This is a genomic window from Leifsonia sp. Root227, from assembly GCF_001428745.1.
Classification (GTDB): domain Bacteria; phylum Actinomycetota; class Actinomycetes; order Actinomycetales; family Microbacteriaceae; genus Leifsonia.
Genome location: NZ_LMIO01000001.1, coordinates 416,501 through 443,422, shown reverse-complemented (window position 1 = coordinate 443,422; position 26,922 = coordinate 416,501). Strand labels below are relative to the sequence as shown.

At 60.4% G+C, this 26,922-nt stretch carries 24 protein-coding genes; 18 read left to right on the top strand and 6 right to left on the bottom strand.

Annotated features, from left to right (window positions below):
* The first annotated feature begins 108 nt into the window (after positions 1-108).
* From ASE16_RS02100 to ASE16_RS02085, 4 genes are all read left to right on the top strand, one after another.
* Complete coding sequence (locus ASE16_RS02100) at positions 109-456, top strand: L-rhamnose mutarotase (RefSeq protein ID WP_157479991.1); 348 nt, start codon at positions 109-111, stop codon at positions 454-456.
* Positions 453-1,427: an aldo/keto reductase gene (locus ASE16_RS02095; protein ID WP_055890056.1), complete on the top strand. Its 975-nt coding sequence runs from the start codon at positions 453-455 to the stop codon at positions 1,425-1,427. Before ASE16_RS02100 ends, ASE16_RS02095 begins: the two co-directional genes overlap by 4 nt.
* Entirely contained in the window at positions 1,427-2,419 is a 993-nt protein-coding gene (locus ASE16_RS02090) for an acetylxylan esterase (RefSeq protein WP_055890054.1), read from the top strand. Before ASE16_RS02095 ends, ASE16_RS02090 begins: the two co-directional genes overlap by 1 nt.
* Before the next feature lie 102 nt (positions 2,420-2,521).
* Complete coding sequence (locus ASE16_RS02085) at positions 2,522-2,761, top strand: hypothetical protein (RefSeq protein ID WP_055890051.1); 240 nt, start codon at positions 2,522-2,524, stop codon at positions 2,759-2,761.
* Between the two features lie 471 nt (positions 2,762-3,232).
* Here the strand turns inward: ASE16_RS02085 and ASE16_RS19565 are convergent, their stop codons facing one another.
* Entirely contained in the window at positions 3,233-3,616 is a 384-nt protein-coding gene (locus ASE16_RS19565; protein ID WP_162255952.1) for a hypothetical protein, read from the bottom strand.
* A gap of 855 nt (positions 3,617-4,471) precedes the next feature.
* Here ASE16_RS19565 and ASE16_RS02075 point away from each other — a divergent pair.
* The 7 genes from ASE16_RS02075 (at position 4,472) to ASE16_RS02055 (ending at position 12,379) form a co-directional block, all read left to right on the top strand.
* The gene (locus ASE16_RS02075) at positions 4,472-5,221 is read left to right on the top strand and encodes a TnsA-like heteromeric transposase endonuclease subunit (RefSeq protein WP_055890047.1); all 750 of its coding nucleotides are present in this window, start codon (positions 4,472-4,474) and stop codon (positions 5,219-5,221) included.
* A 2-nt stretch (positions 5,222-5,223) separates the two neighbouring features.
* Entirely contained in the window at positions 5,224-7,236 is a 2,013-nt protein-coding gene (locus ASE16_RS02070; protein WP_055890044.1) for a Mu transposase C-terminal domain-containing protein, read from the top strand.
* Entirely contained in the window at positions 7,233-8,348 is a 1,116-nt protein-coding gene (locus ASE16_RS02065) for a TniB family NTP-binding protein (protein ID WP_055890042.1), read from the top strand. Before ASE16_RS02070 ends, ASE16_RS02065 begins: the two co-directional genes overlap by 4 nt.
* Complete coding sequence (locus tag ASE16_RS19230) at positions 8,335-10,425, top strand: zinc-ribbon domain-containing protein (protein WP_082581142.1); 2,091 nt, start codon at positions 8,335-8,337, stop codon at positions 10,423-10,425. The genes ASE16_RS02065 and ASE16_RS19230 overlap by 14 nt, the downstream gene beginning before the upstream one ends.
* Positions 10,426-10,469: 44 nt before the next feature.
* Positions 10,470-11,339, top strand: coding sequence for a hypothetical protein (locus tag ASE16_RS02060; RefSeq protein ID WP_157479987.1), 870 nt, complete (start codon positions 10,470-10,472; stop codon positions 11,337-11,339).
* A gap of 80 nt (positions 11,340-11,419) precedes the next feature.
* The gene (locus tag ASE16_RS19560) at positions 11,420-11,785 is read left to right on the top strand and encodes a hypothetical protein (protein ID WP_157479985.1); all 366 of its coding nucleotides are present in this window, start codon (positions 11,420-11,422) and stop codon (positions 11,783-11,785) included.
* Positions 11,786-11,917: 132 nt separating this feature from the next.
* The gene (locus ASE16_RS02055; protein WP_082581141.1) at positions 11,918-12,379 is read left to right on the top strand and encodes a GNAT family N-acetyltransferase; all 462 of its coding nucleotides are present in this window, start codon (positions 11,918-11,920) and stop codon (positions 12,377-12,379) included.
* Positions 12,380-12,415: 36 nt separating this feature from the next.
* On the opposite strand, the gene ASE16_RS02050 is transcribed toward ASE16_RS02055, so the two are convergent.
* From ASE16_RS02050 to ASE16_RS02040, 3 genes are read right to left on the bottom strand one after another with little or no spacing between them, the layout of a single operon-like run.
* Positions 12,416-13,693 carry a hypothetical protein gene (locus tag ASE16_RS02050; RefSeq protein WP_055890036.1) on the bottom strand — a complete coding sequence of 426 codons (1,278 nt, stop codon included), beginning with the start codon at positions 13,691-13,693 and terminating at the stop codon, positions 12,416-12,418.
* A 3-nt stretch (positions 13,694-13,696) separates the two neighbouring features.
* Positions 13,697-14,902, bottom strand: a complete 1,206-nt coding sequence (locus ASE16_RS02045) for a hypothetical protein (RefSeq protein WP_055890034.1) — start codon at positions 14,900-14,902, stop codon at positions 13,697-13,699.
* Positions 14,889-17,399 (bottom strand): protein kinase, encoded by a 2,511-nt coding sequence (locus ASE16_RS02040; protein WP_055890032.1) that lies wholly within the window; start codon positions 17,397-17,399, stop codon positions 14,889-14,891. Before ASE16_RS02040 ends, ASE16_RS02045 begins: the two co-directional genes overlap by 14 nt.
* 420 nt (positions 17,400-17,819) lie before the next feature.
* On the opposite strand from ASE16_RS02040, the gene ASE16_RS02035 reads away from it, so the two are divergent.
* Complete coding sequence (locus tag ASE16_RS02035; protein WP_055890030.1) at positions 17,820-18,377, top strand: hypothetical protein; 558 nt, start codon at positions 17,820-17,822, stop codon at positions 18,375-18,377.
* Between the two features lie 33 nt (positions 18,378-18,410).
* On the opposite strand, the gene ASE16_RS02030 is transcribed toward ASE16_RS02035, so the two are convergent.
* Both ASE16_RS02030 and ASE16_RS19555 read right to left on the bottom strand, forming a co-directional pair.
* Positions 18,411-20,183 (bottom strand): hypothetical protein, encoded by a 1,773-nt coding sequence (locus ASE16_RS02030; RefSeq protein WP_055890028.1) that lies wholly within the window; start codon positions 20,181-20,183, stop codon positions 18,411-18,413.
* A gap of 39 nt (positions 20,184-20,222) precedes the next feature.
* Positions 20,223-20,531, bottom strand: a complete 309-nt coding sequence (locus ASE16_RS19555) for a hypothetical protein (protein WP_157479980.1) — start codon at positions 20,529-20,531, stop codon at positions 20,223-20,225.
* Positions 20,532-20,899: 368 nt separating this feature from the next.
* Between ASE16_RS19555 and ASE16_RS02025 the strand changes: the two genes are divergently transcribed.
* The 6 genes from ASE16_RS02025 to ASE16_RS02000 all read left to right on the top strand — a co-directional run bounded on the left by ASE16_RS02025 (position 20,900) and on the right by ASE16_RS02000 (position 26,911).
* Positions 20,900-21,949, top strand: a complete 1,050-nt coding sequence (locus ASE16_RS02025) for a DUF4917 family protein (protein WP_162255951.1) — start codon at positions 20,900-20,902, stop codon at positions 21,947-21,949.
* A gap of 344 nt (positions 21,950-22,293) precedes the next feature.
* A complete protein-coding gene (locus ASE16_RS19225; RefSeq protein WP_162255950.1) occupies positions 22,294-23,553 on the top strand; it encodes a Druantia anti-phage system protein DruA in 1,260 nt (419 codons plus the stop codon).
* A gap of 49 nt (positions 23,554-23,602) precedes the next feature.
* Complete coding sequence (locus ASE16_RS02015) at positions 23,603-23,929, top strand: hypothetical protein (protein ID WP_055890022.1); 327 nt, start codon at positions 23,603-23,605, stop codon at positions 23,927-23,929.
* A 12-nt stretch (positions 23,930-23,941) separates the two neighbouring features.
* Positions 23,942-25,108 carry a HigA family addiction module antitoxin gene (locus ASE16_RS02010; RefSeq protein WP_082581138.1) on the top strand — a complete coding sequence of 389 codons (1,167 nt, stop codon included), beginning with the start codon at positions 23,942-23,944 and terminating at the stop codon, positions 25,106-25,108.
* Positions 25,047-26,231 carry a DNA double-strand break repair nuclease NurA gene (locus ASE16_RS02005; RefSeq protein ID WP_162255949.1) on the top strand — a complete coding sequence of 395 codons (1,185 nt, stop codon included), beginning with the start codon at positions 25,047-25,049 and terminating at the stop codon, positions 26,229-26,231. The genes ASE16_RS02010 and ASE16_RS02005 overlap by 62 nt, the downstream gene beginning before the upstream one ends.
* A complete protein-coding gene (locus ASE16_RS02000; RefSeq protein ID WP_055890017.1) occupies positions 26,228-26,911 on the top strand; it encodes a helicase HerA domain-containing protein in 684 nt (227 codons plus the stop codon). Before ASE16_RS02005 ends, ASE16_RS02000 begins: the two co-directional genes overlap by 4 nt.
* Positions 26,912-26,922: the final 11 nt, after the last annotated feature.

Here is a 26,922-nt window from a genome sequence, read left to right as displayed (position 1 = left end):
CTATTCTTGAGAACTGGACGCAATTCACGCGATATTGCAGCATTGCCGAGAATAGATCTGGTTCTTGCTAGTCTTTCGGAAACGCAATGGAATCGATGGAGGATCGTGGTGGCCCAGGAAGACGGCGTCGGCGCCGAGAAATTAGAGTTCCGCACCCGGCTAAAGCCCGGTATGGCTGAGGCGTATCAGGAGTTCCATCGCGCGATCCACACCGAACTCGCTGACGTGATGCGCGAAGCGGGCGTCCTGGCCTGGCAGATCTATCGCAACGGCGACGTCCTGACACACCGCGTCGAGACACTTCAGCCGTCGCGTCTCGCGCGCGAGCTCGACCCTCACCCCGTCAACGTCTCATGGCAGCGACAGGTTGCGCCCTACCTCGCGGTCGGAGCGGAGCCGGCCGCTGTTCAGTACGCGGGAGCCCTCATCTGGGACTTCGCCTGGCCCACGCGATGAGCTCCTCCGCTCCGTTCGGCCTCGGCTGCGCTCCGCTGGGGAACCTCTACCACGCGATCACCGACGACGAAGCCGAGGCGATCCTCGAGGCCGCATGGACGGCGGGCGTTCGCTGGTTCGACACCGCTCCCCACTACGGTCTCGGACTCTCGGAGAGTCGACTCGGAGCATTCCTGGCCCGCAAGCCACGGTCGGAATTCATCGTCAGCACGAAAGTCGGACGGCGACTCGAACAACAGGCTGGTGCGGTCGGCCGGGACGACGACGGCTTCGACGTACCGGCGACGCATAGACGCGTGTGGGACTTCTCCGCGGCCGGTGTCGAGCGGACCCTGATGGACAGCCTCGAGCGGCTCCGGCTCGACACCGTCGACATCGTGCTGCTGCACGACCCCAGCGAGCATCTCAATGAGGCGGTGCAGGAGGCAGCTCCCGCGCTGGCTCGTCTGCGCTCAGACGGCATCGTCGGAAAGATCGGCGCAGGCACTCGCGATCTCGAAGCGCTCGCTCGACTAGTGCAGGAAGGCACACTCGACGTCGTCATGCCCGCCGGCCGTTACACACTCCTCGATCAGGAAGCCGATCGAGTCCTGTTCCCCCTCTGCACCGCTGCGGGTGTGCCGGTCCTCAACGTCGGAGTCTTCAACAGCGGCATTCTCGCTTCCCCGCGCCCGCACGATGACGCCCGCTTCGAGTACGGCCAAGCCGACCCCTCCCTATTGGCTGTCGCGCACGGTCTCGCTGATCTCTGCGACCGCCACAACACGACGCTTCCGGCCGCAGCCATCGCATTCGCCCAAGGAAGTCCGATCGTCCACGCGATCGCTCTCGGCGCCGCTAGCGCGGAGGAAGTGCAGCTCGACGCTGAACTCGCTCTCGCACCACCACCTCCGACCTTCTGGCAGGACGTCGCGGCATTCGGCCTGATCCCACGTCGGCACCTCCTCACTCTGCTCGGGGAAGCCCGCTGATGCATGCAGACCTGCCGGAGCCCGAACTCGCCACGTACACCTCCACGCTTCAAGAGCCCACCGACTTCGACGACTTCTGGACGAGAACGCTCGCGGAGGCGCGCATCCATCCGCTCGGCGTCGAGTGGTCGCCCGCTGCGACCGCGCTAACAACCGTTGACGTTTTCGATGTCCGATTCAACGGAGCAGGGGGACAGCCGATTGCTGCTTGGCTACGCATCCCGGCGGGGGCACGTGGGCCGCTTCCGGTCGTGGTCGAGTACGACGGCTATGGTCGCGGGCGAGGGACGTCGGAGCAGAATCTACTCTGGGCCAGTGCGGGATTCGCTCACCTCGAGATGGACACGCGGGGTCAGTCCTGGTCCGGATGGCGTAGTGCGACAGCCGATCCAGTCGGCGGAGACGCTCATATGCCCGGAATGCTCACGAAGGGCATCGCCGATCCCCACGATTACTACTACAGACGAGTGTTCACCGACGCCGTGCGCGCGATCGAGTCCCTTCGCGACCTCCCCTCCGTCGACACCGATCAGGTCTTCGTGCTCGGAACGAGCCAGGGGGGCGGGATCGCACTGGCAGCCGCCGCGCTGTCCGGTCTCGTATCCGGAGCTATCATTCGAGTACCGTTCCTGTGTGATATACCGCGCGCGATACGGATCACGGACGCGTATCCGTATCGCGAATTGGCCGACTACCTCGCCGTCTATCGCGATCGCGAGGAATCGACTTTGCGCACCCTGAGCTACTTCGACGGCGTGCAGTTCGCGCGAAGGGCCGCAGCGCCCGCCGTGTTCAGCGTGGGACTTATGGACCAGGTCTGCCCGCCGTCGACGGTCTACGCCGCCTTCAATGCATACGCGGGAGAGAAGGTAATCAACAAGTGGCGGTACAGCGGACACGAAGGCGGCGGGATTGACGACGACCTCCTCGCGATCTCCGCAATGCGCCGGTGGCGCCGTATATCTCGATGGCGAAAAGGTTCGGGGCTGTAGACGGGCGGACCGCTCCGAAGGGAGTTTTGGCCTCGCTGGATCACTTTCGGGGGGGGGGGGGAGAGATCGCGCAAGCACCACTGGTACGAATCGCTGCAGGAAATGACCGCACTGATGAACCTCGACCATCAGTACGCCCTCGAAGTCGTCAGCTCTCAACTATTCCAGCTCCGCTTCGACGACGGCAGCAAGCACACCCCAGACTTCTTCGCCGTGCACGGCGACGGCAGCCGCGTCGTCTACGACTTGAAAGCCTCCGACCGGATCAGGGTGCCGTCGCCGAGAAGTTCGACCTCACCCGCGCCGCGTGCGACCGCATCGGTTGGGGCTACGAAGTGCTGACCGAGCTGACGAGAACACAACGGCACATCCTCGAATGGATCGCCAGCTACCGGTGCCCCCAGTACCTACCCACCGCCTAAGAACGCCAGCAGATCCTCACCCTGCTGAAGCAGCCGCAGCGCTTCTCTGAACGTTCGGGAGCACACCCCCCGCATCCACCACCTGTACCGCCTCATGTGGCGACGCGAAGTTCTCTTCGACGGCAGTAGCCCGCTCACCCACTCCACCCTCCTCGAAAGGAACCGACCATGAACCGCCTAAAACTGGGCAAGACCTATTCCCTCGGGGGGCGAAATGTACGCACTCGTGGAAGTCGGCCCGCGCGCACACCGCTTCCGCAACGAGACGACCGCCGAAACGCGCGTCATTGAACTGGCCGAACTCGCCGCGCTCGTCGACGAACCAGTCCCCCGCTCCACGACACGTGCAGCCGAACTCGCATACCACCAGCGGAACGCCATCGACCCGGCACTACTCGAACGCGAAGCACACATCCTCGAGGTGACAACCGGGCGACCGCTCCGCGGCGGCACCCCACGGCCGGAATAGGGTGCCGATCAGTTCCTCAACGTCAAGATCCAACGCAAGGCCGAGGAGCTCAACCAAACGAAAGCCTCCGACAAGGAGCCAATCACCTTCCGGACCTTCGAACGATGGATCGAACGCTATGGAAAGTACGGCAAAGCCGGCCTCATCGACGGACGAACGACCAGACAGCGAAAACCAATCGAGGGCATTGACTCTCGTCTCATCGACGCCATCATCAAAACGATCAAGGAAGAGCGTCTGCAGTCGACCGGGACGAAAACACGGTTCGCCGGTCGAGTCGAAGACACACTGCTCTACCCTGGACATTGTGACTTCGCTTACCCAGACGAGACCGTAATCCTTGCCCGTCCATGCGGCAGCGGAGAGTCGCGGCAGGCTGCTGTACGTTCTCTCGGCGGATTGAAGCTTCGGGGAAATCCGATAGAGAGCCTGCGACAAGGTCCCAGATCGGCCATTCAGGCTCGCGCTCGGTCAGCCGCGCCTCGACGATCGGCCGCCAGATAATGTCAAGCATCTCTATCTGTTCGGGCGAAAGTTCAGCGAGAAGGGGATTGTCTTCCGAGTAGGTCACGGTTCATTCTCGCCGCGAGGAACTTCAACGTCACTGCAGGTAAGCGCGGACGCGACGCAGCGGCCGCCGCATTTCCTGAAATCGGCTCCCACAATGTGTGTTAGGAGCCGACAACTCGAGGCGCTGCCTGGAGCTCATTCCTGAATGGGTCTCATCGCCGAGACATGATCCTTGAGAGCCCAGCGATAGCGCTGCGTTCGCCCGGGGCGACTGTATTGGCTCCCGGATGTTTCATCTGGCGTCGGCTAACGCGGGATTCTTGCCTGCCGATAGCTACGTCGGATGAGTACCTTGCTATTCCGTTCTGCCGAATTCCCGTGTTGCGATCCCGGCACCAACTACGTCGAAGCTCAGAGACGCCCGGGTCATAATCGAGCAAATGCGACAAAGCAAATTGATATTTCAGTCCCGCGATCCGATGGGTGTATATACAAATCGCCATTGGGATGATAGAAGTCTCCATGCCTCTTCCGTTCGGGTGTCCCTCCCGAAAGCGACTCTTGCGCTATTGCGTCGAATCGAAGCAGCGCCCAGCCGCCGCCAACTCCTCCAGATAGAGAACTCGAACATGCCATCACAAAGGAAGAAGCATGCCCGGACGTAATGGACTCAGCTCCAAAGCCATCAAACCCATCAAATCCGCGACCGATCTGCTGCTTTGGCAAGACCAATCCAACAAGATCCGCCGTTCCCCTGTCGGCCCGGCGCTTGTCGCTGAGCCCCTTCACCTGGCGCTGCGTTCACGCGTGCAGAAGCCATACAGGGGCCAGAAGCACCGGAACGGGAAGTACTGGGTCTCCCAAATCGAACAGTCAATCTGGCACGACTCGATGCTGGAACGGTGGGCGCTGATGTTCCTCGACTTCACCGCAGACGTCATCGCAGTAACCGCTCAACCCTGCCTACTCCAATACACCGACGGCACCCACCACTACCCCGACTACTTCGTCGTCTACGGGGACGGCAGGCGCTCGCTCATCGATGTGCACTTCACAGGGCTGGACAACGAAGCAACGCTCAACCAGTTCCGTCGCACCCAGGACGCCTGCCATCGCATCGGGTGGTCGTACGAGATGTTTCGCACGGTCGATCCGATCGTGCTGCGCAACGTGGAACTCCTGTCCATGTACCGCCACCCAATGTATGCACCGCCTGAGAACGAACGCGACGCGCTAGCGCGCGCGTTCGACCGGTTGCCCTTCTGTGAAGCCGTCGAGGTCGACAAAGACGTACCCACGGCACTCACCACTTGCCGGATCTACCACATGATCTGGGTTGGAGATCTGACCGCAGACCTGACCGTCCCGTTGGGGGACTACACCATCCTTCGGAGCAACTAATCATGGATCGCACCTTCGACATAAATGAGCTTCTGGCACTGACAGACGGCGACTACTACGTCGTCGAAATCCAAGGCGGGCTGTATCGGCTCCGAAACGCACTCACCGACGATTACCGCATCATCGCTGCGTGGGAAATCCCCCGCCGGCTCAAGGAGCCTGTCACACGATTCGCCGCGAACCCCCGCCAGCTCGACATCATCGACGCAGGTGAAAGTGACAATGCCAAGCTGTGGGCTGAACACCTCCGTGAGCTAGACACCGGCTACAAGACCGCCGACTCTGCGTTCAATCCGACCTATGATCCGAAACGAACGCTCAACGAGCGCATCAAAGACAAGGTTGATGAGCTCGTCGCCCTTGGCGTTCCTGCATCAAAATCCACCGTGTTGAGGAAGCGGAAGAAGTTCGCGGCGGGTGGGGTCACTGCGCTCATCGACGGTCGAGAGTTACGCACTGAAACACCGATCGACGGAGCCGATGAACGTATCATCCACGCCCTACGGAAACGGGTGAACGGCGCGGCACGCAAGTCGACGAAGACCAAGCTCGGCCACATAGCCGAAGCAATCAAAGAAGTTCTCGACGACCATCCGGGAACGGCCATCCCGTCCGAGGCAACCCTTTACCGCTGGTTCAATTATCTCGCGACCGGGAAACGACTTACCGGCACAGCGGACAGCCGCAAGTCGCTCGATGCCGTACCAAAGCGCTCATTCGGTGACACTCGAAAGTACTTCCCGGGACAGTACGTCGAAATCGATTCGACTACCCTCGATGCCTTCGTCTATGACGAAGACGGTAATGTCGGGCGACCGATCCTCACGATGATGATCGACGTTTGCACCAGAAGCATCATCGCATGGAGCTTCCGGATCATCGCCGCAAAGGCCGTTGACCACGCATTCCTGGTCGCACAGGCGCTCACACCGCGTCGACTGCGCCCGAACTCCGACAAAGCGTGGCGGAACGTGCTGATGCGGTTCCCGTGGGTTGACCTCGTTGATGTGGATGACCGCGACAGCCTCGACGACACACTCCCGTTCATCCGCCCACGAAGTATCACCATCGACTGGGGCACCGATTACCACGGCACCGTGTTCGAGGCAGCTTGCGACCTCTACGGAATCGACCTTCTTTACGCCGCTCCGGGTACGCCGACAGACAAGAACCACATCGAACGAGCGTTCAACACTGCCAAAGGGTTCGTCGAACACCTCAAGACTTTCACTGGCGGATCGCCAGGCCATCGCGGCGACGTGGACGATGAACCTCTACTGGACCTTGCCGTGCTCGACCAGCTCTTCGGTGAGTGGGTCACCCGCGTCTACCAGAACTCGCCACACGACGGCCTCTTCGACCCATACCGCCCGTCCGTGACCATGACCCCAAACCAGATGTATATGGCGACATGGACCTTAGCACCTTCCCAACCCGTACCGATGGACACCATCGACTACATCGCCCTGTTGCCGGCGGACCACCGGATGATCCAGCCTCAGGGCATCCAGTTCCAGAATCGGTTCTACGACTCCGTCGAGCTCCAGGCCCTCCGTTCGGTCGCCCCGCGAATGGACGGTTCAGGAAATCCCATCAATCGCTGGGAGTTCCGCGCCAACCCGTATGACCCCCGAGCAATCTGGGTCCTCACGCCACACAACGAATGGCTCGAAGTTCCTTGGCGACACCGCGCCTCCGTTGATCAGCCGCACCAGACCAAGTTGTGGAACGAAGCCAACCGAATTCGCGCTGCATACCCTAGCAAGTTCACTCCGCTGCAGCGACGTCTCACCACTCTCGAGATTCTCGAAGGCGCTGAGAACGCGACAGTGACCATCAATAAGATCCGCGGCCAACAAAAGGCTGCCAAGAAGATGGCCGCCATCGGCGGGACACCCCTGCCCGAACCAGGAACGCTCGAACTTGAACGCGACTGGAGACCACAGATCAACCTCGACGACCTCGACGAGGTCGATGACGAACTCGAGCCGTACCAGGGAGGGAACTGGAAATGAGCAGCGAACTCTTTCGCACCAGCAAACAGCCGCGGATGACCACCTGGGAAGGGCTCGCAGCAGTCCTCGAACGCGCCTGGCAGCGACCCGAGATTCTCGGGGTCGACGAATATGTTCGCCTCGACACCACCGAACGTCGCTCATACAACTCGTCGCGTGCCGGTTACGTCTCGGGAGGGATTCGCCTCCCGACCCAGAACACCGACCGGGCCCAAAAGTTGTTCGAGAGCATGCTCCGAGCAAACGTCAACGCACCCAACCGTGAGGGCCTCATCGTCAACGCCGAACCTCACCTCGGAAAGACGACCCTCGTCACTGCTCTCATGGAATGGCTCTACGGGCGATTCCAAGCCGAGTTCCCCCTACCGGAGTATCGCGGCCACGTCCCGGTCGTTTACGTCCTCGCCAAACCCGACACTTCCGGCAAGGCGCTCGCGAAATCTCTTCTGGCGTTCTTCGGTGCCACTCCACTGCGTAACGAAACCACCGTCGACATCATCGACCGTGTCATCGGGCTCATGCAGGACTCCGGAACCCACATGGTCTGCATCGACGAGTTCCATAACATCGCATCGAACAACACCGGCAACGGTCACACCGTCGACTACATCAAGAACCTTCACAACGAAGTTGAAGCTACGTTTGTCATCTCGGGCATCGAAGTGACCAAAAGCAAAGTCCTCACCGACACCCCACGTGGCCGGCAACTACGTAGCCGATTCACCGAGCACGCCATCGAACCGTTCAATCTGGTCGACCAGGACCAAGAGAGGCAATGGCAGCAGCTCCTCCTCGGCTTCGAACGCGAGCTCCCGTTGCTGGCGCAGGAGCGCAACTCGATCCTCCAATTCCGGTCGCTGCTGATGAAACGAACCAACGGCAGTATCGGTGCGCTGCGAAAACTCCTGACCCGTATCACCGTCGACCTCATCTGGGCGGACGATCCGCAGAATGAGCGACTCACCGGCGAACTGATCGCTTCCGCAGCGACGGACATTGCGTCACGTGAGGCTGAGCTTCTTGCGGATGCAGCCGTAATCGCCCAAGCCAGCAATTCGAGAAGACGAAAGTCAGGTCAACAAACGAAGGACCTGGCCGATGCCGCAGCCTGATAGCTCCGTCAAACGGCTCTACAAGGGTGGACGACCACTCACCGGCTTTGAGACGTGGGACAAGGTCTGCCGTCCATACGCTATCCGGGTGTTCCCGCGCCATCTGGAATCCATTGGCTCCTTCTCCGAACGACTTCTCGGCGCCAACCGTGAGAGCGCCAGCCATCGCACGAGACTCTGGGATGCTGCGCGGAGACTTCGACCCGAAAAGAACAAGAACCAGGTCTGGGCGGAAGTAATCGCAGCGAAAGGGCAGGTGCCGCTCGAGGAGCTTGTCGGCCATGATGGTCCTGAAATCAGCCACCGGGACGGGACGACCTGTCTAACCTGCCGAGTCGGCACCGGCGACCAATGGATGTGCAAACAGTGCGCCGGGGTGAAACCCGTTGGTCTACGGCCCCACCTTGAATACGTGGTCTGCGTCGCGCACCGAACATGGGTCGGTTCCGGAGTGGCACCGGACATGCAGTTCGAAGTCAGCGATGAGTTCATCGAAGCAGAGATCGGGTTCCAGAAGCTACGTGAACGCGGCGTCGTGGACGCGAATACACTCTGGGAACTGCTCCACGTAATCGACCCGACCTTGCAGGATGAAGCGGAGCATCAGAGACTCCCTCACCAGCCTTTTCCAGCGACAATCCGGCTGTGGACGTTGTTAGCGGCGGAGGATTTCATGTTGAGCTTCTTTGATCCGCAGCTCACCTACGCTCAAGCACTCGAATTCTTGCGTGCTCAACTGATCGGAATCGGATTCAGCGACGACGGGCTCGCGGTGAGGGTGTGGCACTATCTTCGCTTCACGGCCCTCAACCTCAGAGAATGGCTCATCGAAAAGGCGGTCGAAGAGACAACCCGTTACAAGCCTCACTGGGATCATGACTTCCGGATTCCCGAACATGTTGCGCACAAACTCCGCCCCGCGGTCGGGCCGTTGGAGCCGTTTCGGCGATACTTGGAGGCTTCCGGGACTTCCGACATCACTGCGGCCAATTGGCGGTCGCTCTTGACCCATCGAAGCGCGGGGCACACTGCAACCTTCGTGGCAGCGAGAGCGGAGTCTCGACGTCCAGGCGTGTGCCCCGCCGGGCACCGTATCGACATAACGACGGTCCTACAAGTGGGAGAACGCAAGTCGAGTATCTGCCCCTACTGCTCCGGTTGGTGGGCTTATCCCGGCGAGACCGACATTACGATGACGCACCCGGCACGGGCGCTCATGTTCGACTTCGAACGCAACGCGCCCCTCCTTCCAACGCAGGTCAGTGCTCGATCTCGAGGGAGCCTCTGGTGGATCTGTCCGCTTGGTCACTCCTACAAGAATCAGATCAAGGGTCAATGCGAAAGGGACGCACCTTGCCCGTATTGCGACCATCGGGAACCGCTGGCCGGATTCAACACGGTTGGCGACCTTGATCCTGCTATGACTGCGGAATGGCATCCCACACTGAATGACAAGACTCCTTTCCAGCTAACCTTGCGCACTAATGAGAAGATCTGGTTTCAATGCGCGGCAGGGCACAAGCCCGTCCAATCGCAAATCAGCGTCCGTCGAAGGGGGCACGGGTGCAAGTCGTGCTCGCTTAGCGCCAGCCGCGGCGAGCCAATCGCCCCGAAGTATCCAGAGCTCAGATCGCAGTGGGACCCAGATCTGAACGGCGGGGTCAGCTTCGATGACGCTATCGGCACGGACGTCGACCACAACTGGCGCTGCGAGCGCGGTCACATCACTAGACGCGACGCCGCCAACCGGTCCCGTCAAGAATGCGGACTGTGCCGTGGAGTCATCAAGACCGAATCGGTCAACGGGCTACTCGAGAAGTACCCACTCATTACGAGCGAGTTCTGCGAAGACCGCAACACGATCGCGCGCATTCAGATGAACGCCATCTCGCGCTACTGGTACAGGTGCGCTCGCGCGGGCCACATCCGGCAATCGACGCTTCACCAACGGAGACACAACAATGGCTGCCCCGACTGCCCACAAGACGAACGCATCGCATACGGCACGGACGAACAATACGTTCAAACGCCGAAAACGATTCGCGAAGACGACTCGCAGGGAACCGGTTGGTGGTGACCTAATCGTTCCGCGGACCATGAAAAGCCACCAAAATGGTTCAGATGAGTGCAACGTCGTTTGATCTGTCGTGGCTTTCGGTTCCGGCCGGCAGCGCAGAGTTGGACACAGTCCGTCGTTGCGTCCTGGTTGTCGCATCGGCGCTTGAACGGTTGACCGGTGACCTGTCGTTAGCCAGGCCGGGAACTGGCTCCAAAGCGCAGTTGGCGCTGAGCTCGCCGGCCAACATGGAAACATCAACAGGCACCTCACATTTGGCTGATGCGCAGTCGGCGATGTTCACGGCAACCCGTGCCGGCGCCGACCACGTACGCGCGTATGGCATGAATGTCCTCGGCGGCCAGACAACGGTTTCGAACTGGACCCTCGCACGGGCAGCGTTGGAAGCGTTCGGGCGAGCATATTCCCTGCTCGGAAGCGTCGAACCCACTGACCTGCTGTCGCGGTACGTTGCGCTGACGAAGTCGGAATTCCGTTTCGCTCGCCTCACCGAGTTCGCCACACGCGACGGCAAGAAGTTGGACGTGGAATGGTACATCGCAGGGTTGGAGGCGATGGCGCGGAGTGCTGGCGCCGAATCGGCTACTGCCCCGTCGGCAACCTCAATGGCATCGACACTCATCGAGGACGCCGCTCCGGGCAACGGCGGACGGCAGCGTTACTCACAGCTCTCGTCCGCAGCGCACGGAGAGTCAGTCGGCGTCCAAATGTTCATCCCAGAGATCCACGGAGGCTTCACGCTACCGAAAGTTCTGGTGTCGCAAGCAAGCTTCATGGTCGCCGCGGGAGGCATCCTTCTCGGTGATGAACTGGTCACCTACTATGAGCCGCCTGCAACCGTTAGCGCACAGTGGAAGCGGAGACGAGACCGAGCGCTCAATGTGGTGTTCGAAGCAGCGGCGGCAGAAGATTGAAACGTGAGACGGGTCCGCTACTGGACGGCACGATGCTTCTATCGGTCAAACCACGCTACGCCGCAGGTCTACTCACCGGGGTGAAGACGACCGAGGTTCGACGCCGATTCCTTCCCGCACCGTGGTCGATCATGCTGATCTACTCGTCGACACCGGAGCGCGCCGTTGTCGGGCACGTCCGCGTGCGTTCTGTACAACGCATGACGGCTGACGCGCTCTGGTCTTCCAGGGGAGACCGCACATTACTCAGCCGCGCCGAACTTGATTCCTACGCCGGCGATCGGACCACGCTTCATGCAATAGACGTTGAAGATCCGGTCACGTGGGCAACACCTATTCCGTTGACAATGATGCGAGCGATGTTCGGATTCAATCCGCCACAAAACGTGGCACGCCTGTCAACAGAGATCGCAAAGAAGATGATTGCCATCGGAAACGGATATTAACGACGAAATGTCTCAGCCGGCGCGTACCATACGGGGCCCAGACCCGATAACATCATGTGACCGAAGTCCGAACTTTCCGCCGCATCAGTGTCTATGACGACAGCTTGACTGTTCCGACAGAAGCGAGGCACCATGACCAGCACACTTTCTGCAACCGTCCCACAAACACATGTTCGCTACGAGGAAGTTCGCGATCTTCTCGATTTTCTTCCCGTGCTTTACCCCGGTGGTGACGAGTGGCTTGTCCGTCGTGCCCGCGACGTGAATACGGGACGGGCTGTGGCCCGCATTGCCCGCGTCGATGGCGAGTTGGCGGGTGTCAGCCTTGGCGTGATGAAACCATCAGGGCGCTTCAAAATCTCGACCTTGTTCGTCGCACCCAACGCCCGCAAGCGCGGCGTGGGCAGCCAGCTGCTAATAGAGATGCTTGACGCGGGACAGAACTACGGTGCCGTGGAAACTTACATCACCGGGGCGACCACGGTGCGCGCACACCTTGTCCCGCTTCTGTGCCGCGCGGGATTCCGCCTCATCGCTACCGAACCGAACCGATACGGCGAAGGCCGTGACGAGGATGTGTTTGTTCGCCCGTAACGCGCTCTACAGTATCCGCAACTCTCCGCGAACTGGCTAATCTCTTGAGCCAAGCCAGGGAAGCACCTGGAAGAACCACTGCTCAGCGCGGACAAGCCCGCGTCGAAGCGTGGACCACAACCATCTCAGAGGTGGCACGAACGGTGAGACCGCCCCAAGGACCGCGACGATACCGACGACCGTAATTGCTCCCGCCCACGTGTTTGCAGTGTCCGCGACCCACGTGAGGAAGTCGTTCACCCATTGCCGATCGGGCACGTCGAACAGAAGGGCGAACACGGCAGCGGTGATGACCGCACTCATCAATGCTGTGATTGCGCGTGACGGCCGTTGGTCGATGGTGAGGTCACTGTAGATTCGCATCGGGTTTTGCACGGTGATGTCGGTGAGGCGTTCCGGCGAACGTGGTTCAGCCTCCTCGCCATTGGTGTTGGCTTCGGTTGCCGCTGCCGCAGATGACGTGGCGGTGCTTTCGGCGCTTGCCGCGTCCGGGATGCCCGGTGTCGGATCAGTAGCGGGATCACCGACGCGTTTCTTTGCCGAGTTCTTCCAGTAATAGACGACCAGCCGGGATCGCCTCAACCGTTCAGGTGCACGGTTGAGATATTGAGCCCAGACGCGTGCCTCGAGCAGACGGATATAACGCGGTTCCGGATGGATCGTGCGTCCGTGCAGCCAGGAAGGCGCCATGATGAACGCGGCGACCGACTGAATCGGTCTGACTCGTCGGATGAGTTCGGATCCACCTTCGAGCAGCTCCGAACTGCGCAAATCGGAGATCCGGAAGTCGAGGATGGCGGCAGTCTTCCGCAGGTGCGAGCGAGTCCATTGCCACGCCGTGCCAGTCCCTACGATGGGAAACCGGACGCGAATATACGACGTTTCGCCTGGCTCGATCGGTTCAGTCAGCGGCAGGTGGAACAACGTAAACAGACCTGGCTTCGAGTACTGCGCGTCCCGTTCCGCCTTCTTGGTGGCCACACTAGTGACATGGAGCGTCCGGTCGTCGTAGCTGATCGTGCTTTGGCTCTCACTGATGCTGTCGATGACGGTATCGAAGATGACCGCGGCAGTCGTAAGGTTGAGGACCTTCTTGGAAAGGCTCTCCACCCGGTAGGTGTCGAACGGCAACGCAACGACGAGCTTGTCTACCTTCGTCGTGCCAGCCGTGACTTCGACGCCCACATCGAAGACGAACGTACGCCGACGGAAGCCGATCGCGGCCAGGCACCACAGGTTGAGATGCAGTCGGGTGACGGTGAAGTCCGTTCGATCATCGGGCTCCACCCCGTCTAGTACGGCGAAAAACGACATCCGCTACTCCCCGCCGTCGTTCGTCCGATGTTGCGGCCGGCGCAACACGTCGGTCCCAGCCATTCTTGGAATCAGCGTGTCGTCGTCGGCGAGGACGAGAGCGCCGATGCTCCGAAGCTGACCGTTGAGCTTGTCGACATCGCCGAGCTCGAGCTGGTGAATCTTGTGCACACCGGTGGAGTATTCGAGTCCGCGGTAGTGAGACGGCGCGAGCATCTGAACACGGACGTCGGGATGGGTTTCGGTGAACAACCCAACGGCAATCGTCTGCATTTTAGAACCGAAAGGCAGGACGGTGAGTTTGAAGGCCGCACGTGACTCGTCGTAGATCCGTTCAAGATGGTTGAGAGTCTCTTTGTAGTCGAGCGTTGATGCTGTTTTCGGGTCGATCGGGTCGTCGATAGTGGAGTTGATTTTCACCATCGCGTTGAATCGCCACGCGTCTTCGGGGCGAGGCGGAACACCCGCAATGTAGGTGACTCGTCGGTGCGGGGTGTCGATGTTGAACGCTGTGTCGATCCGGTCGAGTGACGCGCGCATCCGGTCGGCGTTGAAGCCCAGGATTACGACCGCGCGATCCGGTGCGTGGTCAGTATGCTGCCCGGGTCGCTCGATGACGGAGAACACGTCCCCTGCGTCGAAGTCCAGGCCGAGTGTGGCGTCGGTGCCGGTTTCCTGGATATCCTCTTGCTGTTTGATTCGCGCGTCAGCTTCTTCTCGGGTTGGCGCGTAGGTTTCTGCCTGGGTGTAGAAGACGGTGAGATGGATGGACCGAGATTCCGCTGCGGTAAAAACAGCGTGAAGCATCCGGAGGATCATGCGGCCGCTGGCGCCGCTGATGTCGATTGCGACTCGGACTTGGCCGGTGTCGCTGAACTCGGTTAGAGCGGCCCGGAGTGCGGCCGCAGCCTCCGCTGAATGAATCTCCGGTTCAAGCCAGTGCGTCTGCCCGCCTAAGGCGGCGGTGGCTTCGGTCAGGCGGGGCCGGAGTGCGGCGTTGTCGTTCTCGTTTGTAGCGTGGGAGAACACCAGCGTGTGGGGGATGCGCGCGGCGTTCGCCACAAGCCATTCAGGTACAGCGATCGAGCGCTCTTCAAAACCGCTCGCGCACAGCAGAATGTCGATCCTGGACGTTGTGGTCCATTCGGCGTCTTGAAGTTGTGGAAGTTCCGCGATGACCTCTGCGGCGGTGACTTCAGTGATCTGCATATGGAAACTCCACCTCGTCGAAGAGAGTGGCGTCGCCGTCTTCGTTATTCGGGATTCGTGCAGCGAGACGGTCGTCAAGAAACGTCTTCGGCTCTTCGAAGAGCTGCTGGAACTGGAGAGGCCGCAGTTTGAGAGCTTCGGTTTTCCCGAGGCCAGCGCGGAAGGCTGGAAGATATATCCTGCGGAAGTCCCATCGGAGGGTGGAAACCCGGTCGTGGCGGCTTCGTCCAATGTCCAGTTCGATGAAAACGGCCCTCCTGAGAAGCTCTCTGGCGAACGCGTGCTGCTTTTCCGTGAGGATGGCAGTCGCCTGCCCGTCGTCGTCGACTTCAATACGCGGGATCTGCACCGGGATGTCGGAATGGCCGGTCGGTGCGGCACGCAATATGCGGCTAACAAAATTGCCGAACGCATTCGCCATGTGGGCCATGTCTTTGCCTCGCGGGCGATGGTGGATCACGACCCGGAGCATTGCGCGACTCACATCTGTGATCGAGCGGTCCTGGGTGGGATGGGGAACCATGTTGGTCGAATTCGCGTCGCTGCCGGCGAGAACCTTCCGGAACACGAGAAGGAGTGTCGACACGTCCCCCGAACAGAGACTCGCGATGGTTTCCATACCGTAATAGGCGGCAGCGGGTCTGCCCGGTTTGCGTAGGGTGCGGGCAAGCTGACGCAGGTCCATCGATTTCCCGATCAGCTGATCGGCCGTCCCTCTCCATCCGGCCGTTCGCAATCGGTTTTCAAGCAGTTCGGTCGCGAACCGGACATTCGCCGCCCGGTTCCGCTCATCGAGGAACTCCTTCCCGCAATCGATCTCTAGACGTTCCCGCGCCAAGTCGATCGTGAGCTCGCCGTCCTGGTAGTCGTCGACGATGCCATATTTTTCGCTGCTCACCTTGAATAGGTGGCTTGATCGACGCTCCCAAATGATTGGGAGGAGCACGCGTTGCACATCCTCTGACATTCGGTGGGTGCTGAAGTCGTCGAGCAGGAACGCGATACGGTGCTGTTCAAAGACCGGCATGGTGCGAGTTAGGAACTCGGTCAGATCGGCAAGGAACGCCAACGAGGTGGGATTGTCCGACGGTTCGCCGACATGCAATCGCATCTGGGATCGGAATATCTCCCCATCGACCGAGTCAATGGCGCGGTTCAGCGGATGGTTGGACAAGTATGCGTGGTTGGTTGGCGGAACGTATTTCCGCACGAAATCGGCGATCGATCCTTCCTGGGCGAACCCGAGCCCGAAAACCGATTCGCGGTCGGGCCGTTCGGCGATCGCGATAAGCGTTGCTAGCAGCTCCCGGAGATGGATGAGGTTGAAGTAGTGGACGATCTCGGTGCGATGCGCCTCAACCGACGCTTCGTCGCGGAACTCGGAGAACCGGTTCTGAAAGTCTGATGTGCAGGACACGTAGATTCCACTGACGGGGATCTGGTCGAATGGAACAGGCATGTCAATCCGCGACGCGTGCGCCCGGAGGCTCATCCATCTGAGAACCGTGCTCTTTCCGCATCCCCGCGGCCCAGTGATCAACATCGGGTCGGGGCTGACAACACTTTCGACCCATGCAGTTCGGGCGAACAACTGCAGGAGGAGTTCGTCGTTGCCGATCTGTTCTGCGCTGATGAACTCGAACGGTTGCCCCATCTTCGAGTCGGCGGTTCCCCCGCGTTGGGCCCGGGTGTACGCCTGCTGGAACCGTGTTGTGATCGCGTCGCCCCGAAGCGCTCGGCTGGCGTCGTCGTCGGTCATGAGCTTGAGCAGTTCCCGCATTTCGATGAGGAACCGACGGTCCGCCATTGTGAGGTCACGTTGCTGGTGGACGATGTTGTGCATCACGGCAAGGTGGCGTGCGAGGTAACGTACGTCGTCCCAGTGTTTGACAGTCTTGCTTACCGGTTTCAGGCTTCCAGTGTCAACGATTACAGCTTGGTAGGTGTCCTCGTTGCGTGAATAAGCGGCATCGCCGGGACCGCTCGGGCGGATGAGAATGTTGTTCGCGTGGAGGTCGTCGTGGGCGAGGTCCTTGTTCTCGAGCATTTCGAAAGCGAGCGCCATCTGCTCAACGAAGTCGAGGATCGTCCGCACCGACACCTGCTCGGGCCGACTGAGAAAACTGTCGAGCGTCTCGGAATCCTTCACCCATTCCTCAACCATCACGTGGAATTCGATGTCGAGGAGCGGGGTTGTCCACGTCCCGTAGTCCGTTGCACGGGTAAACAGCGGTGGTCGAAGGTCTGCTCGCAACTGAAACTCTGCGTCGATCGTGCGATCGGTGTAGTCGTCCGCTCTCGTGAACTTTGCGGCATAGAGAATGCCGTAGTCGTCTTTCACCTGCCAGACCACACCGCGGCTGCCAGCGGTTACGAACTTTACGGGCTGGTATCGCCTTCCGATGAGGATTGCGTCGCCAAGCGTGCGAGCGTCGCTCAGTATTCGCAGGACGTCGTCGTCGATGCGCGGTGACGGTTTTCGGTTGACTTCAGCCATTGATTCTCTATCTAACCGGGTTCGAAGACTGCTGTGTCCGCCTCTGACCTCCTCAACGCGAAAACCCCTCGTCTTGGGGGTAGCTGGCCGCCCCATCAGGGAAGGCTACAGCCATGTCTACTGATGAGCATGCCTCAAGTGGTTTGGCGACGTCTGGAACGCTCTTTAGCGCACAGCGCCGTCTCGCGTGGTTCTGCTCGTCATGCGGATCCGAGCGCGGACGGTCGATCGTCGCTACACTCAGCCGGGAACGGAGGTAACGGATGGCGAAGCAGGAGCAGTCTCCTCGTCCGCGAAAACGACGACGAGGCGAGCCCGACCCGGCCGAGGATGGCAATCTTCGTCGCAAGACCGCAACGGAGCGCATCGTGAAGAAGTTCCGGGAGCGTCACCGCCAGACTTCCACGAAGGACTCCGACCGTGGCTAAGTCAGCCGAGCGTGCGAAGCGTGCTCGCGAGGTCGCACGGGTGGCCATGATCGTCGAAGCGGAACTCACTGCCGTCGGCACCCACAAGACGTCCCTGGAGACGCGCGCGTTCTCCTTGATAACCGCGAATCTTGCGATCGCGACGCTCTACTTCGCGTTGCGAACCCAGCTTGGATTCACTGCGGACACCGCGGATGGACCGGTCAGAACTGTGTTGGTAATCGCACTGATCGCCGTGGCAGTGTCGGTCGTCGCGGCAGTCCTCGCAGCAGTACCGCTTCGGTATGCCACGTTCGAACGCAGCTATCCCCGTCAAAAAAGTGGGCAACCCGAACCGGAACACCAAGGGCTCGCCGCTCTCCTCGACGATGCCGAATCTGGCGCGTCACCCGACCTTGACACCGAACTTCTCCAGGCGCGCATCTACCAGCTCGACAGGGGCAACTCCTCGAACTCATTCAAGGCAGGGACAATCCTGCTGGCGTTCGTGGCAACGTCCATTGCGGTCGGTCTGTTCGTCGCCGCGATCGTGATCGCCGCCCCGCACTAGAGAGCGCCGAACCCCTCGGACACCCGGGTTGGTTTACGATCCAAGCGCGGTCTTGGCAAGCCCGGCGATCCTCTGCAACGGATAGTCAGTGAGCACTTTGTGGCTCCAACGGCCGCTGAAATACGGCTCGCTGGGCGCGACAAACCAGCTGGCTTCGTTCTGGTCTGTTTCCGCGTAGTAGCCGAAGTATGGCGGAACGGCGAGCGCTTGGCCGGGAAGATGTATGAACAACGGCCACACGTCCCGGTAGGTTTCGTTGGCGTCTTCGAAGACAACCTTTGTACTGTCGAGCACCATCGTGGCAACCACCGCCTCACGCCCTTGCCTTCGGAGATGTCGGTCCAGAATCTCAATGACCCAAACGTACTTTGGCAGCCACGTGTACCCGACTTGCCGCACGAGTTCCTCATCGGCGACTCGCTTTGCGAAGCTGTACTTGAAGTCGGTCCCGGGGCTTGCATATGTCCGCACCGTGAACTGATTGCTTCCTGGCTTCGCTAGCGCTTTCGCAAACGGCGTCAACGCGACGCGAAGGCTCTTCGCAAGTTGGTGGTCTCCCGCTACAGCGGGCCATTTGTCGATCGCTTCCAGACGGGTCTGCGCGTACACCGCGAACCGTTCGGTCGCTACCTTTTCGGCGGCGTCGCCCGTCATCCAGAGAGCACGCGGGAGCGGAATGACTATGGAGGTGGCTGCGATGGATTCGTTAAGGATTTCCGCGACCAGGTCGTCGAGGTACACGATTTCGTATGGTCCGCGGGTGTCGTCCGCGACGATGAAGGCGACCATGTCGGAGTGCGTGTCGCTCTGTCGGCTGTCCCCCAATGTCTTGTCGAGGTCTTCTTCACGAAGGTAACCGACGACAACCTGAGTGTGGTTGATGGAATCTCGGGTAAGGATTACCGGGATCGCCGAGTTGAGGTATCGGCAGATCGTGTCCGCGAGGTTCTCTCTCGTCCAAGCGCGCTTCCATTCCTTGGAGTACTTCTTCGGCTTGCTTACCTGCTTAATCAGTTCCGGACGATCCGCCCACGTCAATGCTCGGTCCTGCCTGAGCAGGTATTCGTCGACCACCTGCGGCGGCAAGTCGGCCTCGCTGAGCATTGTGCTCAATGACGGAGTGGACAAACCGTCTGACGGATATGGACGTCCGACAGAACCCTGCCCAATAGACCGCGAATGGAAGAAGCCGGTGGTTCGACGTGGAACCGCTCCTCGTAAGACAGCCGTGTAGTGGCAAATCCACGCGCTCACGTGGGCGCATCTCAGTAGAGCACCGTCCTGCTCCATGAACGGCACTCCGACCGCGAGAAGCTGCACCCCGAACAGCTGGACCACTTCCGTCACCGCCGTGCGAATTTGACGCTCCCCGATTTCGACGGGTACGCGGCCGCCAAGAGTAACCCGAGGGGTGACGATAGAGCGACCGAACCGGCCAACCCGCTCTGGACGGATTATCGAGTAGCCGAGGTAACTGTCCTTGGCTTGTTCGACAAAGTCGCGCGCCCGCACACCGGGAGTTGCCTCATCGGAGAAAAAGTGAAGGCGGCTCGGATCCTGAGATACCAGAGTGAACGCCGTCTCCTGCTGCAACGCAAGTTCGCTCCTGATGTCCAGGTCGAAGTAGAACAGTTCGATGACCAGCGTCTTCGCGGTAGCGCAGAATGCTTCGAGAAGCCCTACTCCCCCGAGCGAATCTTCGCGCGAATCGCCTAGATAGTCGAGAACATGATCGACGGCGTCGTCGCACAACGCAAGGATTTCGGCGACGCCGACCTGCTCGTCAATGGTTACCGATTCGCACACGCCGTTCAGACTAGCGGCGAACTGCGTGAGTGGTAGGGCTTATGCCGTTCGCCGGCGAACGGAGGAGACGCGGGCAGCATTAGACAGCTGTTCGCTCTTGGGACGTCCCCGCTTGGCACGTTCTGGCCGTTTAGCTTCCGATGCGGCCGTCGACGCCTCGACAGCATCCACCACGTCGGCGCCGAAGATTAGCCGCACATTGCGTTTCCGCTGCGCCGACGAGGACGCCGACGGGATAACGCGGTAGGTCGTGAACGCGCTTCGGCTCGGCTTTCCGTCCGCCTGAACAACAATGCGAGCACGCGAACGCGCACCTGGTGTTGCGGCTTCGGTCTTGTCCTTCTTCATTTCGGCCTCCCTTCGGTTAAATGCGGCAGTCGCGGACGAAGCTCACCCGCGACATGAGAATAGGCACCAGCCGTGAATAACCTGCACTGTAAGGACTCGCCAGCTTACACACCTCGTCTTCGAGGCGTCTAGGAGTCACCGTCGGCGTCACCGGGTAGTCCCGTAGCAGCCGACCGAAGTGCTGATCACGCACCCATATTGGCACCATCCGGGGACATAGTGTGGGAAGCGGCCCAATTGCTGCCGGAAAAGGCACCTGTTTAGGGGACAAGCAGCGCGGCCGGATCGCCTCATTGCGAACCAGGTCCGGGCCCCTCTGAGAATCCCGTCCCCACGCGACCAGAAGTCCGATGTGCCACACTGCTTCCGTGATCAATCCGCTTTCGTTCCAGGACGCGATAGCGGACGCGAAATCGCGTCACCGAGGGCGCCGACATTTGCTGCTCGGCAACGGGTTCAGCATCGACTACGACCACGAACGGTTCGCGTACTCCTCTCTCGCGGCCGAAGCGAAGCTGGCCACGTTGTCGGTTGACAAGGATGTCTTGTTTGACGAGTTTGAGTCTTCCAACTTTGAGGTGATCGTCGAGAAGCTTCGTGTCGCTGCGCGAGCCGCGAAATTGTACGGCCAGGGGCACGGACCTGCCGGGGCTCGACTCGCTCGGAGGATGAGAGACGACGCGGATGTCGTTCGAAATGGGCTCGCCGACGCCCTCGCGCAACGCCATCCCAGTCGAGCTTCACACCTAAGCGACGACGAGATTGAGCACGCACGGGCGTTCCTGTCGAAGTTCGCGAACGTGTTCACGCTCAACTACGATCTGCTGCTCTACTGGGTTGTCAACCACACAGATGCCTCCGATTGGCGCACTCCGCAAAGGGACGGATTCCAATGGCCGAGCACGACTGACACGACACGTCACATCTGGAAATTGAGCCAGGGACAATCCCAGCAAATCTACTTTCTCCACGGGGCACTTCACCTTTTTCGGCGGCGCAGAAGGCTCGAGAAGCTCTCCTACTGGAATCATGGCCCGCTTATCCCGGAGCTCCGTTCCCTTCTTGCTAAGGGTGAGTACCCGTTGATCGTGACCGAAGGCACGCGCGAGGAGAAGGAAGACACGATTTCCACAAGTCGGTATTTGACCTTCGCTCTAAGCGCCTTCGCCAACCTCCGAGGTGCTCTTTTCGTGCACGGCGTCTCGATGTCAGCGAACGACGATCACATCTTCTCCACAATCTCCGACAAGCACAGCCAAATCTCATCTCTCTATGTCGGAATCCACGGCGACCAGGAGAAGCGATACAACCAGTTCCTCATCGAACGAGCGCGCGACATCAGACGGCGTCGCCGAGAACACGGCGTCCCGCTGAGGCTGAGGTTCTACGATTCCGCCACGGCACACGTCTGGCGGTAACGTCCACGAGCCGACCGTGAACGGGTCAACCACCTCCGTCGGATCGTATTCGCCGGCTAAACACGGCCAGCGAGCGAGCGCATGAGCGCCCCCTTACCAGCCCCCAATAGCCGGCTAAGCACCCACACCATTAGCGGCAGAGTCTAATTGCCTAGGTGAGCGCGGGACGACGGGAGAACCGTCCGTCGCCTTATGATGCCAGATGGGCGGCTCATAGGTTCATGGTCTCCGCTGCAGCGCTTCCCTCCGTGTCCGCGCATAGGTAACAGAGGGAGGAACACATGAACGCAACCAGCACTGAACATCGAGGACGTGGACGCATCGGTCTCGGAGATACTAGAGACGTGTCGTCAACAGCAGCCGCTCAAGTTGAGGCGGGAGCTTGCCCTGCGCAGGCTGAGGCTTCGACGACACAGGAAGAGCGTCCTGCAAATAGTGCACTAAACGACAGCGAGCGCGCGGCCGGGCGCGAAGCGATCGTTGCCCATCTCGAGTCGCAGGGATTCCGGGTGACCGATGCCGGCGTCTTATCGACCGTTGAATCCGATAAGGACGTTTGGCGGTCTCTGCATGGTGAGGCTGTCGTCTCCCAGCGTGAACGCGCACGCAAGGCGCTACAACGGCATGATCGAGCTTTCACGCTCCGATTGGCCAACGGCGACGAACTCGTACCGCGACGGATTCGGCCGCGTCTGATCCACATCGAGGACTTCCGCTCGCCGAACAGCGCGCTGTGGCGTTGGTGTTCGATGCATTGGTCGATCCCCGTTTCGAGCGGGTACGGGCGCCGACTACGGTTCCTGGTCGTGGATGAAGCACACAACGACTCCGTGATCGGATTGATCGGCCTGGCCGACCCAGTCTTTTCTCTTGGCGCCCGCGACCGCGAGGTTGGGTGGACATCCGAGCAGCGGGCCGAGCGGTTGTCCCATGTGATGGAAGCTTTCGTGCTCGGCGCAGTGGCTCCCTACAACGAACTTCTGGGCGGCAAGCTCATTGCGTCGCTGTTGAGCGCCGCCGAAGTCCAAAACGCGTTCGACGCAAAGTACGCGCATCGAACGACGCTCATCGCTCAGCGCGACCCTGACGCACGATTGGCCATGATCACGACCAACTCTGCGCTCGGGCGGTCGTCGATTTACAATCGCGTTCGCCGCAGGGACGGTTCGCTCGTCCTGCGGCCAGTCGGGTTCACCAACGGCTCCGGCGACTTCCACTTCTCCGGAGCGATCTATGACCTGATGGTCGAACTAGCGCGAAAGAACCTTGGATCGGCAGAGACTCAGCGTCACTCACGGTGGGGCGGACCGACGATCTTCCGAAATCGTCGAGAAGTGATCCAGCGCGCACTCGAGGCGGTTGACCTCAATCCGAAAGCGATGCGCATTCACGGAGTACAGCGCCAGATCTACCTCGCTCCGCTCGCCACGAACACATTCTCGTGGCTTCGCGGGGAGGACTCGGAACTCCACCTTCAGACCGAGCCCGCCGCCGCTATCGGTGAGTGGTGGCGAGAACGGTGGGCTATTCCGCGATCGGAGTCGCGGAGCGGGTGGCAGTCGTTTGATCGCGAAAGCTGGCGGCTGTACCCCGAACAGGGTTGATAGTTCTCGCTCAATTATGAACCATTTTGGTTCATAATTGGCTAGATGCATGGACGTGAGCTATGCCAACACCAAGTTGGCGAAGCTGTGCACGTCGGTCCGTGAGATGCAACGTCAGCTCGGCGCCGAACGCGCACGACGTCTACAAGCCCGGCTTCAGCAGCTGAAAATCGCGGACAACCTTCACGAACTCCGCACACAAGCCGGGCGCTGCCACGAATTGACCGGCGACCTCGACGGTCTACTCGCCCTCGACCTTGACCATCCATACCGACTGCTGATCGCTCCCGACCCGTGGCAGGAACGCCCCGACGGCAGCCTCGCCTGGGAACAGGTCACCGCGGTCGTAGTCGACTCCATCGATGACTATCACTAGGAGGTGAACACCATGACGACCAAATCACGCGCCTACCCCGACCGGGTCACCGCCACACCTGACTATTCGGTCGCGCCAGGCGAATCACTCCGAATCAAACTCGAAGAGCTCGCGATGTCCCAGGCGGAGCTTGCCCGTCGCACCGGCCTCACACCCAAGCACATCAATCAAGTGATGCAGGGAACCGCGTCCATCAGCGCGGACGTTGCGCAACGGCTCGCGCTGGTCACTGGAACGTCCGCATCCTGGTGGACGCGTCTGGAAGCGGACTATCGATCTGAGCAAGCACGGCTTGCTCAAATCGGTTTCCTCAGCGACGCTGCCGACTGGGTGCGCGCGCTCCCGGTCGCAGAGCTAGTCCGCTCAGGACATCTACCCGAAACCGCAAACAGCATCGGAGAAAGAGCCCTACAGCTTCTTGCGTTCTTCAGGGTGGCGACCGTCAACGCATTCGAAAGCATGTGGGATCAGCCTCTCGCAGCTTTCCGTCAATCGCGGGCATACGACATCGACCGATACGCAGTCGCGGCGTGGCTCCGGATCGGGGAGATCGAGGCCGAGAGGATTGCCGCGACGGAGTTCTCCGCGCGGAAACTGCGTGCGTCACTTCCACGTCTTCGACGACTAACCGCAAAGGAAACATCCGACGTCGTCGCGGACATCACCGCGCTCGGCGCCGAAGCGGGATTGCGCATCGTCTTCATTCCCGAGATCAAAGGGGCGCGAGCATACGGGGTCACCCGATGGTTGAGCGCCACCGAACCAGTGATCCAATTGAGCCTCCGTGGAAAGACCCGAAATCGAATGTGGGAAACGCTGTTTCACGAGATTGGACACGTTCTCCTTCACGAGCGTAAAGCCATGTTCGTAGAAACAGACGACGATGTCACCGTAGGCGCCGAGGAGCAGGCTGAAACGTTCTCGAAGGATCAACTGATCCCGCCAACAGCAACGGACCGCCTCTGGAGCCTTCGCACAGTTGACGATGCGATCGAATTCTCCAAAGAGATCGGTGTGGGCGCCGACATTGTCATCTCCAGGGCGCAAGCCGAAGGGATTTTCACCCGGTCCCAAGGATCAACGCTGCTACGTCCACTCTTCCTTCAAGAGGACGAGAGTGAGCAACCGCGCAAGAATGGCCGGCTTCAGCGACGCACGCGAGACGACGACAATGGCTGAGGAAGACCGAAGCTATGCTCGACTCCCCGCCGACGCGCTAGCCGAGATTCTGAATAACGCGGAGCAGGTCTGCGCCGAAGTGGAAACGCTGCTGCTACCTGCGATGCAGCAACGCGAGCAGCTTCGGCAAGCTGCCCTCGATGGTGGCATCATCACCACAGCAAGCAACGCCCGGCCGACAACTCTATGCGCTGTTGATGGCGGCTTCGCCGTCGAGCGGACCGTAGCCGTCGACATCGTCATGGCGCTGGCCGTAGGGGTAGAAGGGTTCAGCGAAGATGGGTCCGGCCCGACCTGGTCGGAAAACCAATACCACCCGTTCAACCAGGTACTGCTACACAACGTAGACAACGAACGGCTCGCTCGCACGGCAATGATGGCGAACGAGCTGGCGGTCATCGCCGACGCGCCCCACAACGTTCGAATCTTCGACGGAAGCCACCTGACTGCCGTGATTCAACTCAACAGCTCGTACAGCTCTAGAAGCGATCAAGTGCGCCGCCTCGCTCTTGAGGTGTCGCGGGAGTGCGAACTCGACACCGCCCTTGAGGCATTCGTGACTGTCCCGCAGATCATCGGGATGCCCAAGTACGACTCCTCGACCGAACTGACCAAAAGACTTTCACGGAGCATCGGACAGGAGATCCCCGGCGACGACAAGTTCGTCATGTCCCTCGTCCTCGAAGAGGGCGAACACACGCGACCCGTCGCCGTCGCCGGCGGCGCATGGACACAATTGCACCTCAAGGCATTCGTCGAAGCACCCCGGCGCGAGCACCGGTATGTACAACGGCTCCACGAGATCCTCACGCCGCTACGGCAATGCCAACTTTCATACATGTACTGGAAGCCGGCCGGGAGCTCGTCCGCCTACCGGATCGAGATGAAGCCTGAACTTGCCGCCAGCGACAGCGACATCAGCGAACTCATCGCAACGCTCGAAAGGCAGATTGCCGCGCCGTTCGTCCGTGAGCCGTATCCGCAATACCTCGCTGACGTCATGGCAAAAAGCGTGGGACTAGGACTCGACGCGCTGCAGTCGGCCTCACACCTACGCCTATCCCGCACCCAACCAGACCTAGCGCCACAGCTAATCCACTCCTACCGAACGGAAGGGCTATGACCGACCAACAAGACCGCCTCGCTCCCCCCACAAGCGAAGGCGAGACAATTGGGATCATCGGTTCTCCGTCGTCGACCGCCCAAATAACCATCGATATTGTCGAGAAGGCCAGCGGCGAAAACCTTCTCGGCACTCTGGTCTATTCGACTGTTCGAATGCGTGACCACAAGTACCTCCTCGCTCTCGGGACAATCGGTGAGATCGAGACCCGCAACCGCTGGCACGAGGACCTCAACATGCGAGGGGTGCTCCGTGTGCACGGCACGCTGCCGCATCTTTCCGCCGAAGGCGACGTTCGATCGGCTGAAGTCAGCATCCAGGCGGTTTACGAGACCGACTCCAGTGAGCCTCCGTTCACCACCGCGCCCATCGAATCAGGCGGCGCGCTCGGAATGAGCCCGACTACCGGAAGCCCTGTCAAGCAAGTCCGCGACAGCCTAGTCCAAGCTCTCATCGCACCTAACCGCGAAGACGTCGTCTACCTCGGCTACATTCACGGTAACGACGTCCACCTCCCCATGTACGTCCGGGAGTTCACCGACCCGAGGTCGGACGGGGCCATCCACACAGGGGTTTTCGGCCGCACTGGTAGCGGAAAGACTGCATTCGCATGCCACCTCGTGGCCATGCAGCTTCGCCACCGATCTATGGGAGTCCTCGTCTTCGATCCGCAGGGATAGTTCACCAACGA

What these genes read in the sequence shown, in the direction of transcription:
- ASE16_RS02095 (WP_055890056.1), top strand. Translation starts at nt 453, where the DNA reads ATGAGCTCCTCCGCTCCGTTCGGCCTCGGCTGCGCTCCGCTGGGGAAC.
- ASE16_RS02090 (WP_055890054.1), top strand. Translation starts at nt 1,427, where the DNA reads ATGCATGCAGACCTGCCGGAGCCCGAACTCGCCACGTACACCTCCACG.
- ASE16_RS02085 (WP_055890051.1), top strand. Translation starts at nt 2,522, where the DNA reads ATGACCGCACTGATGAACCTCGACCATCAGTACGCCCTCGAAGTCGTC.
- ASE16_RS19565 (WP_162255952.1), bottom strand. Translation starts at nt 3,616, where the DNA reads ATGTCCAGGGTAGAGCAGTGTGTCTTCGACTCGACCGGCGAACCGTGT.
- ASE16_RS02075 (WP_055890047.1), top strand. Translation starts at nt 4,472, where the DNA reads ATGCCCGGACGTAATGGACTCAGCTCCAAAGCCATCAAACCCATCAAA.
- ASE16_RS02070 (WP_055890044.1), top strand. Translation starts at nt 5,224, where the DNA reads ATGGATCGCACCTTCGACATAAATGAGCTTCTGGCACTGACAGACGGC.
- ASE16_RS02065 (WP_055890042.1), top strand. Translation starts at nt 7,233, where the DNA reads ATGAGCAGCGAACTCTTTCGCACCAGCAAACAGCCGCGGATGACCACC.
- ASE16_RS19230 (WP_082581142.1), top strand. Translation starts at nt 8,335, where the DNA reads ATGCCGCAGCCTGATAGCTCCGTCAAACGGCTCTACAAGGGTGGACGA.
- ASE16_RS02060 (WP_157479987.1), top strand. Translation starts at nt 10,470, where the DNA reads ATGAGTGCAACGTCGTTTGATCTGTCGTGGCTTTCGGTTCCGGCCGGC.
- ASE16_RS02055 (WP_082581141.1), top strand. Translation starts at nt 11,918, where the DNA reads ATGACCAGCACACTTTCTGCAACCGTCCCACAAACACATGTTCGCTAC.
- ASE16_RS02050 (WP_055890036.1), bottom strand. Translation starts at nt 13,693, where the DNA reads ATGTCGTTTTTCGCCGTACTAGACGGGGTGGAGCCCGATGATCGAACG.
- ASE16_RS02045 (WP_055890034.1), bottom strand. Translation starts at nt 14,902, where the DNA reads ATGCAGATCACTGAAGTCACCGCCGCAGAGGTCATCGCGGAACTTCCA.
- ASE16_RS02040 (WP_055890032.1), bottom strand. Translation starts at nt 17,399, where the DNA reads ATGGCTGAAGTCAACCGAAAACCGTCACCGCGCATCGACGACGACGTC.
- ASE16_RS19555 (WP_157479980.1), bottom strand. Translation starts at nt 20,531, where the DNA reads ATGAAGAAGGACAAGACCGAAGCCGCAACACCAGGTGCGCGTTCGCGT.
- ASE16_RS02015 (WP_055890022.1), top strand. Translation starts at nt 23,603, where the DNA reads ATGGACGTGAGCTATGCCAACACCAAGTTGGCGAAGCTGTGCACGTCG.
- ASE16_RS02010 (WP_082581138.1), top strand. Translation starts at nt 23,942, where the DNA reads ATGACGACCAAATCACGCGCCTACCCCGACCGGGTCACCGCCACACCT.
- ASE16_RS02000 (WP_055890017.1), top strand. Translation starts at nt 26,228, where the DNA reads ATGACCGACCAACAAGACCGCCTCGCTCCCCCCACAAGCGAAGGCGAG.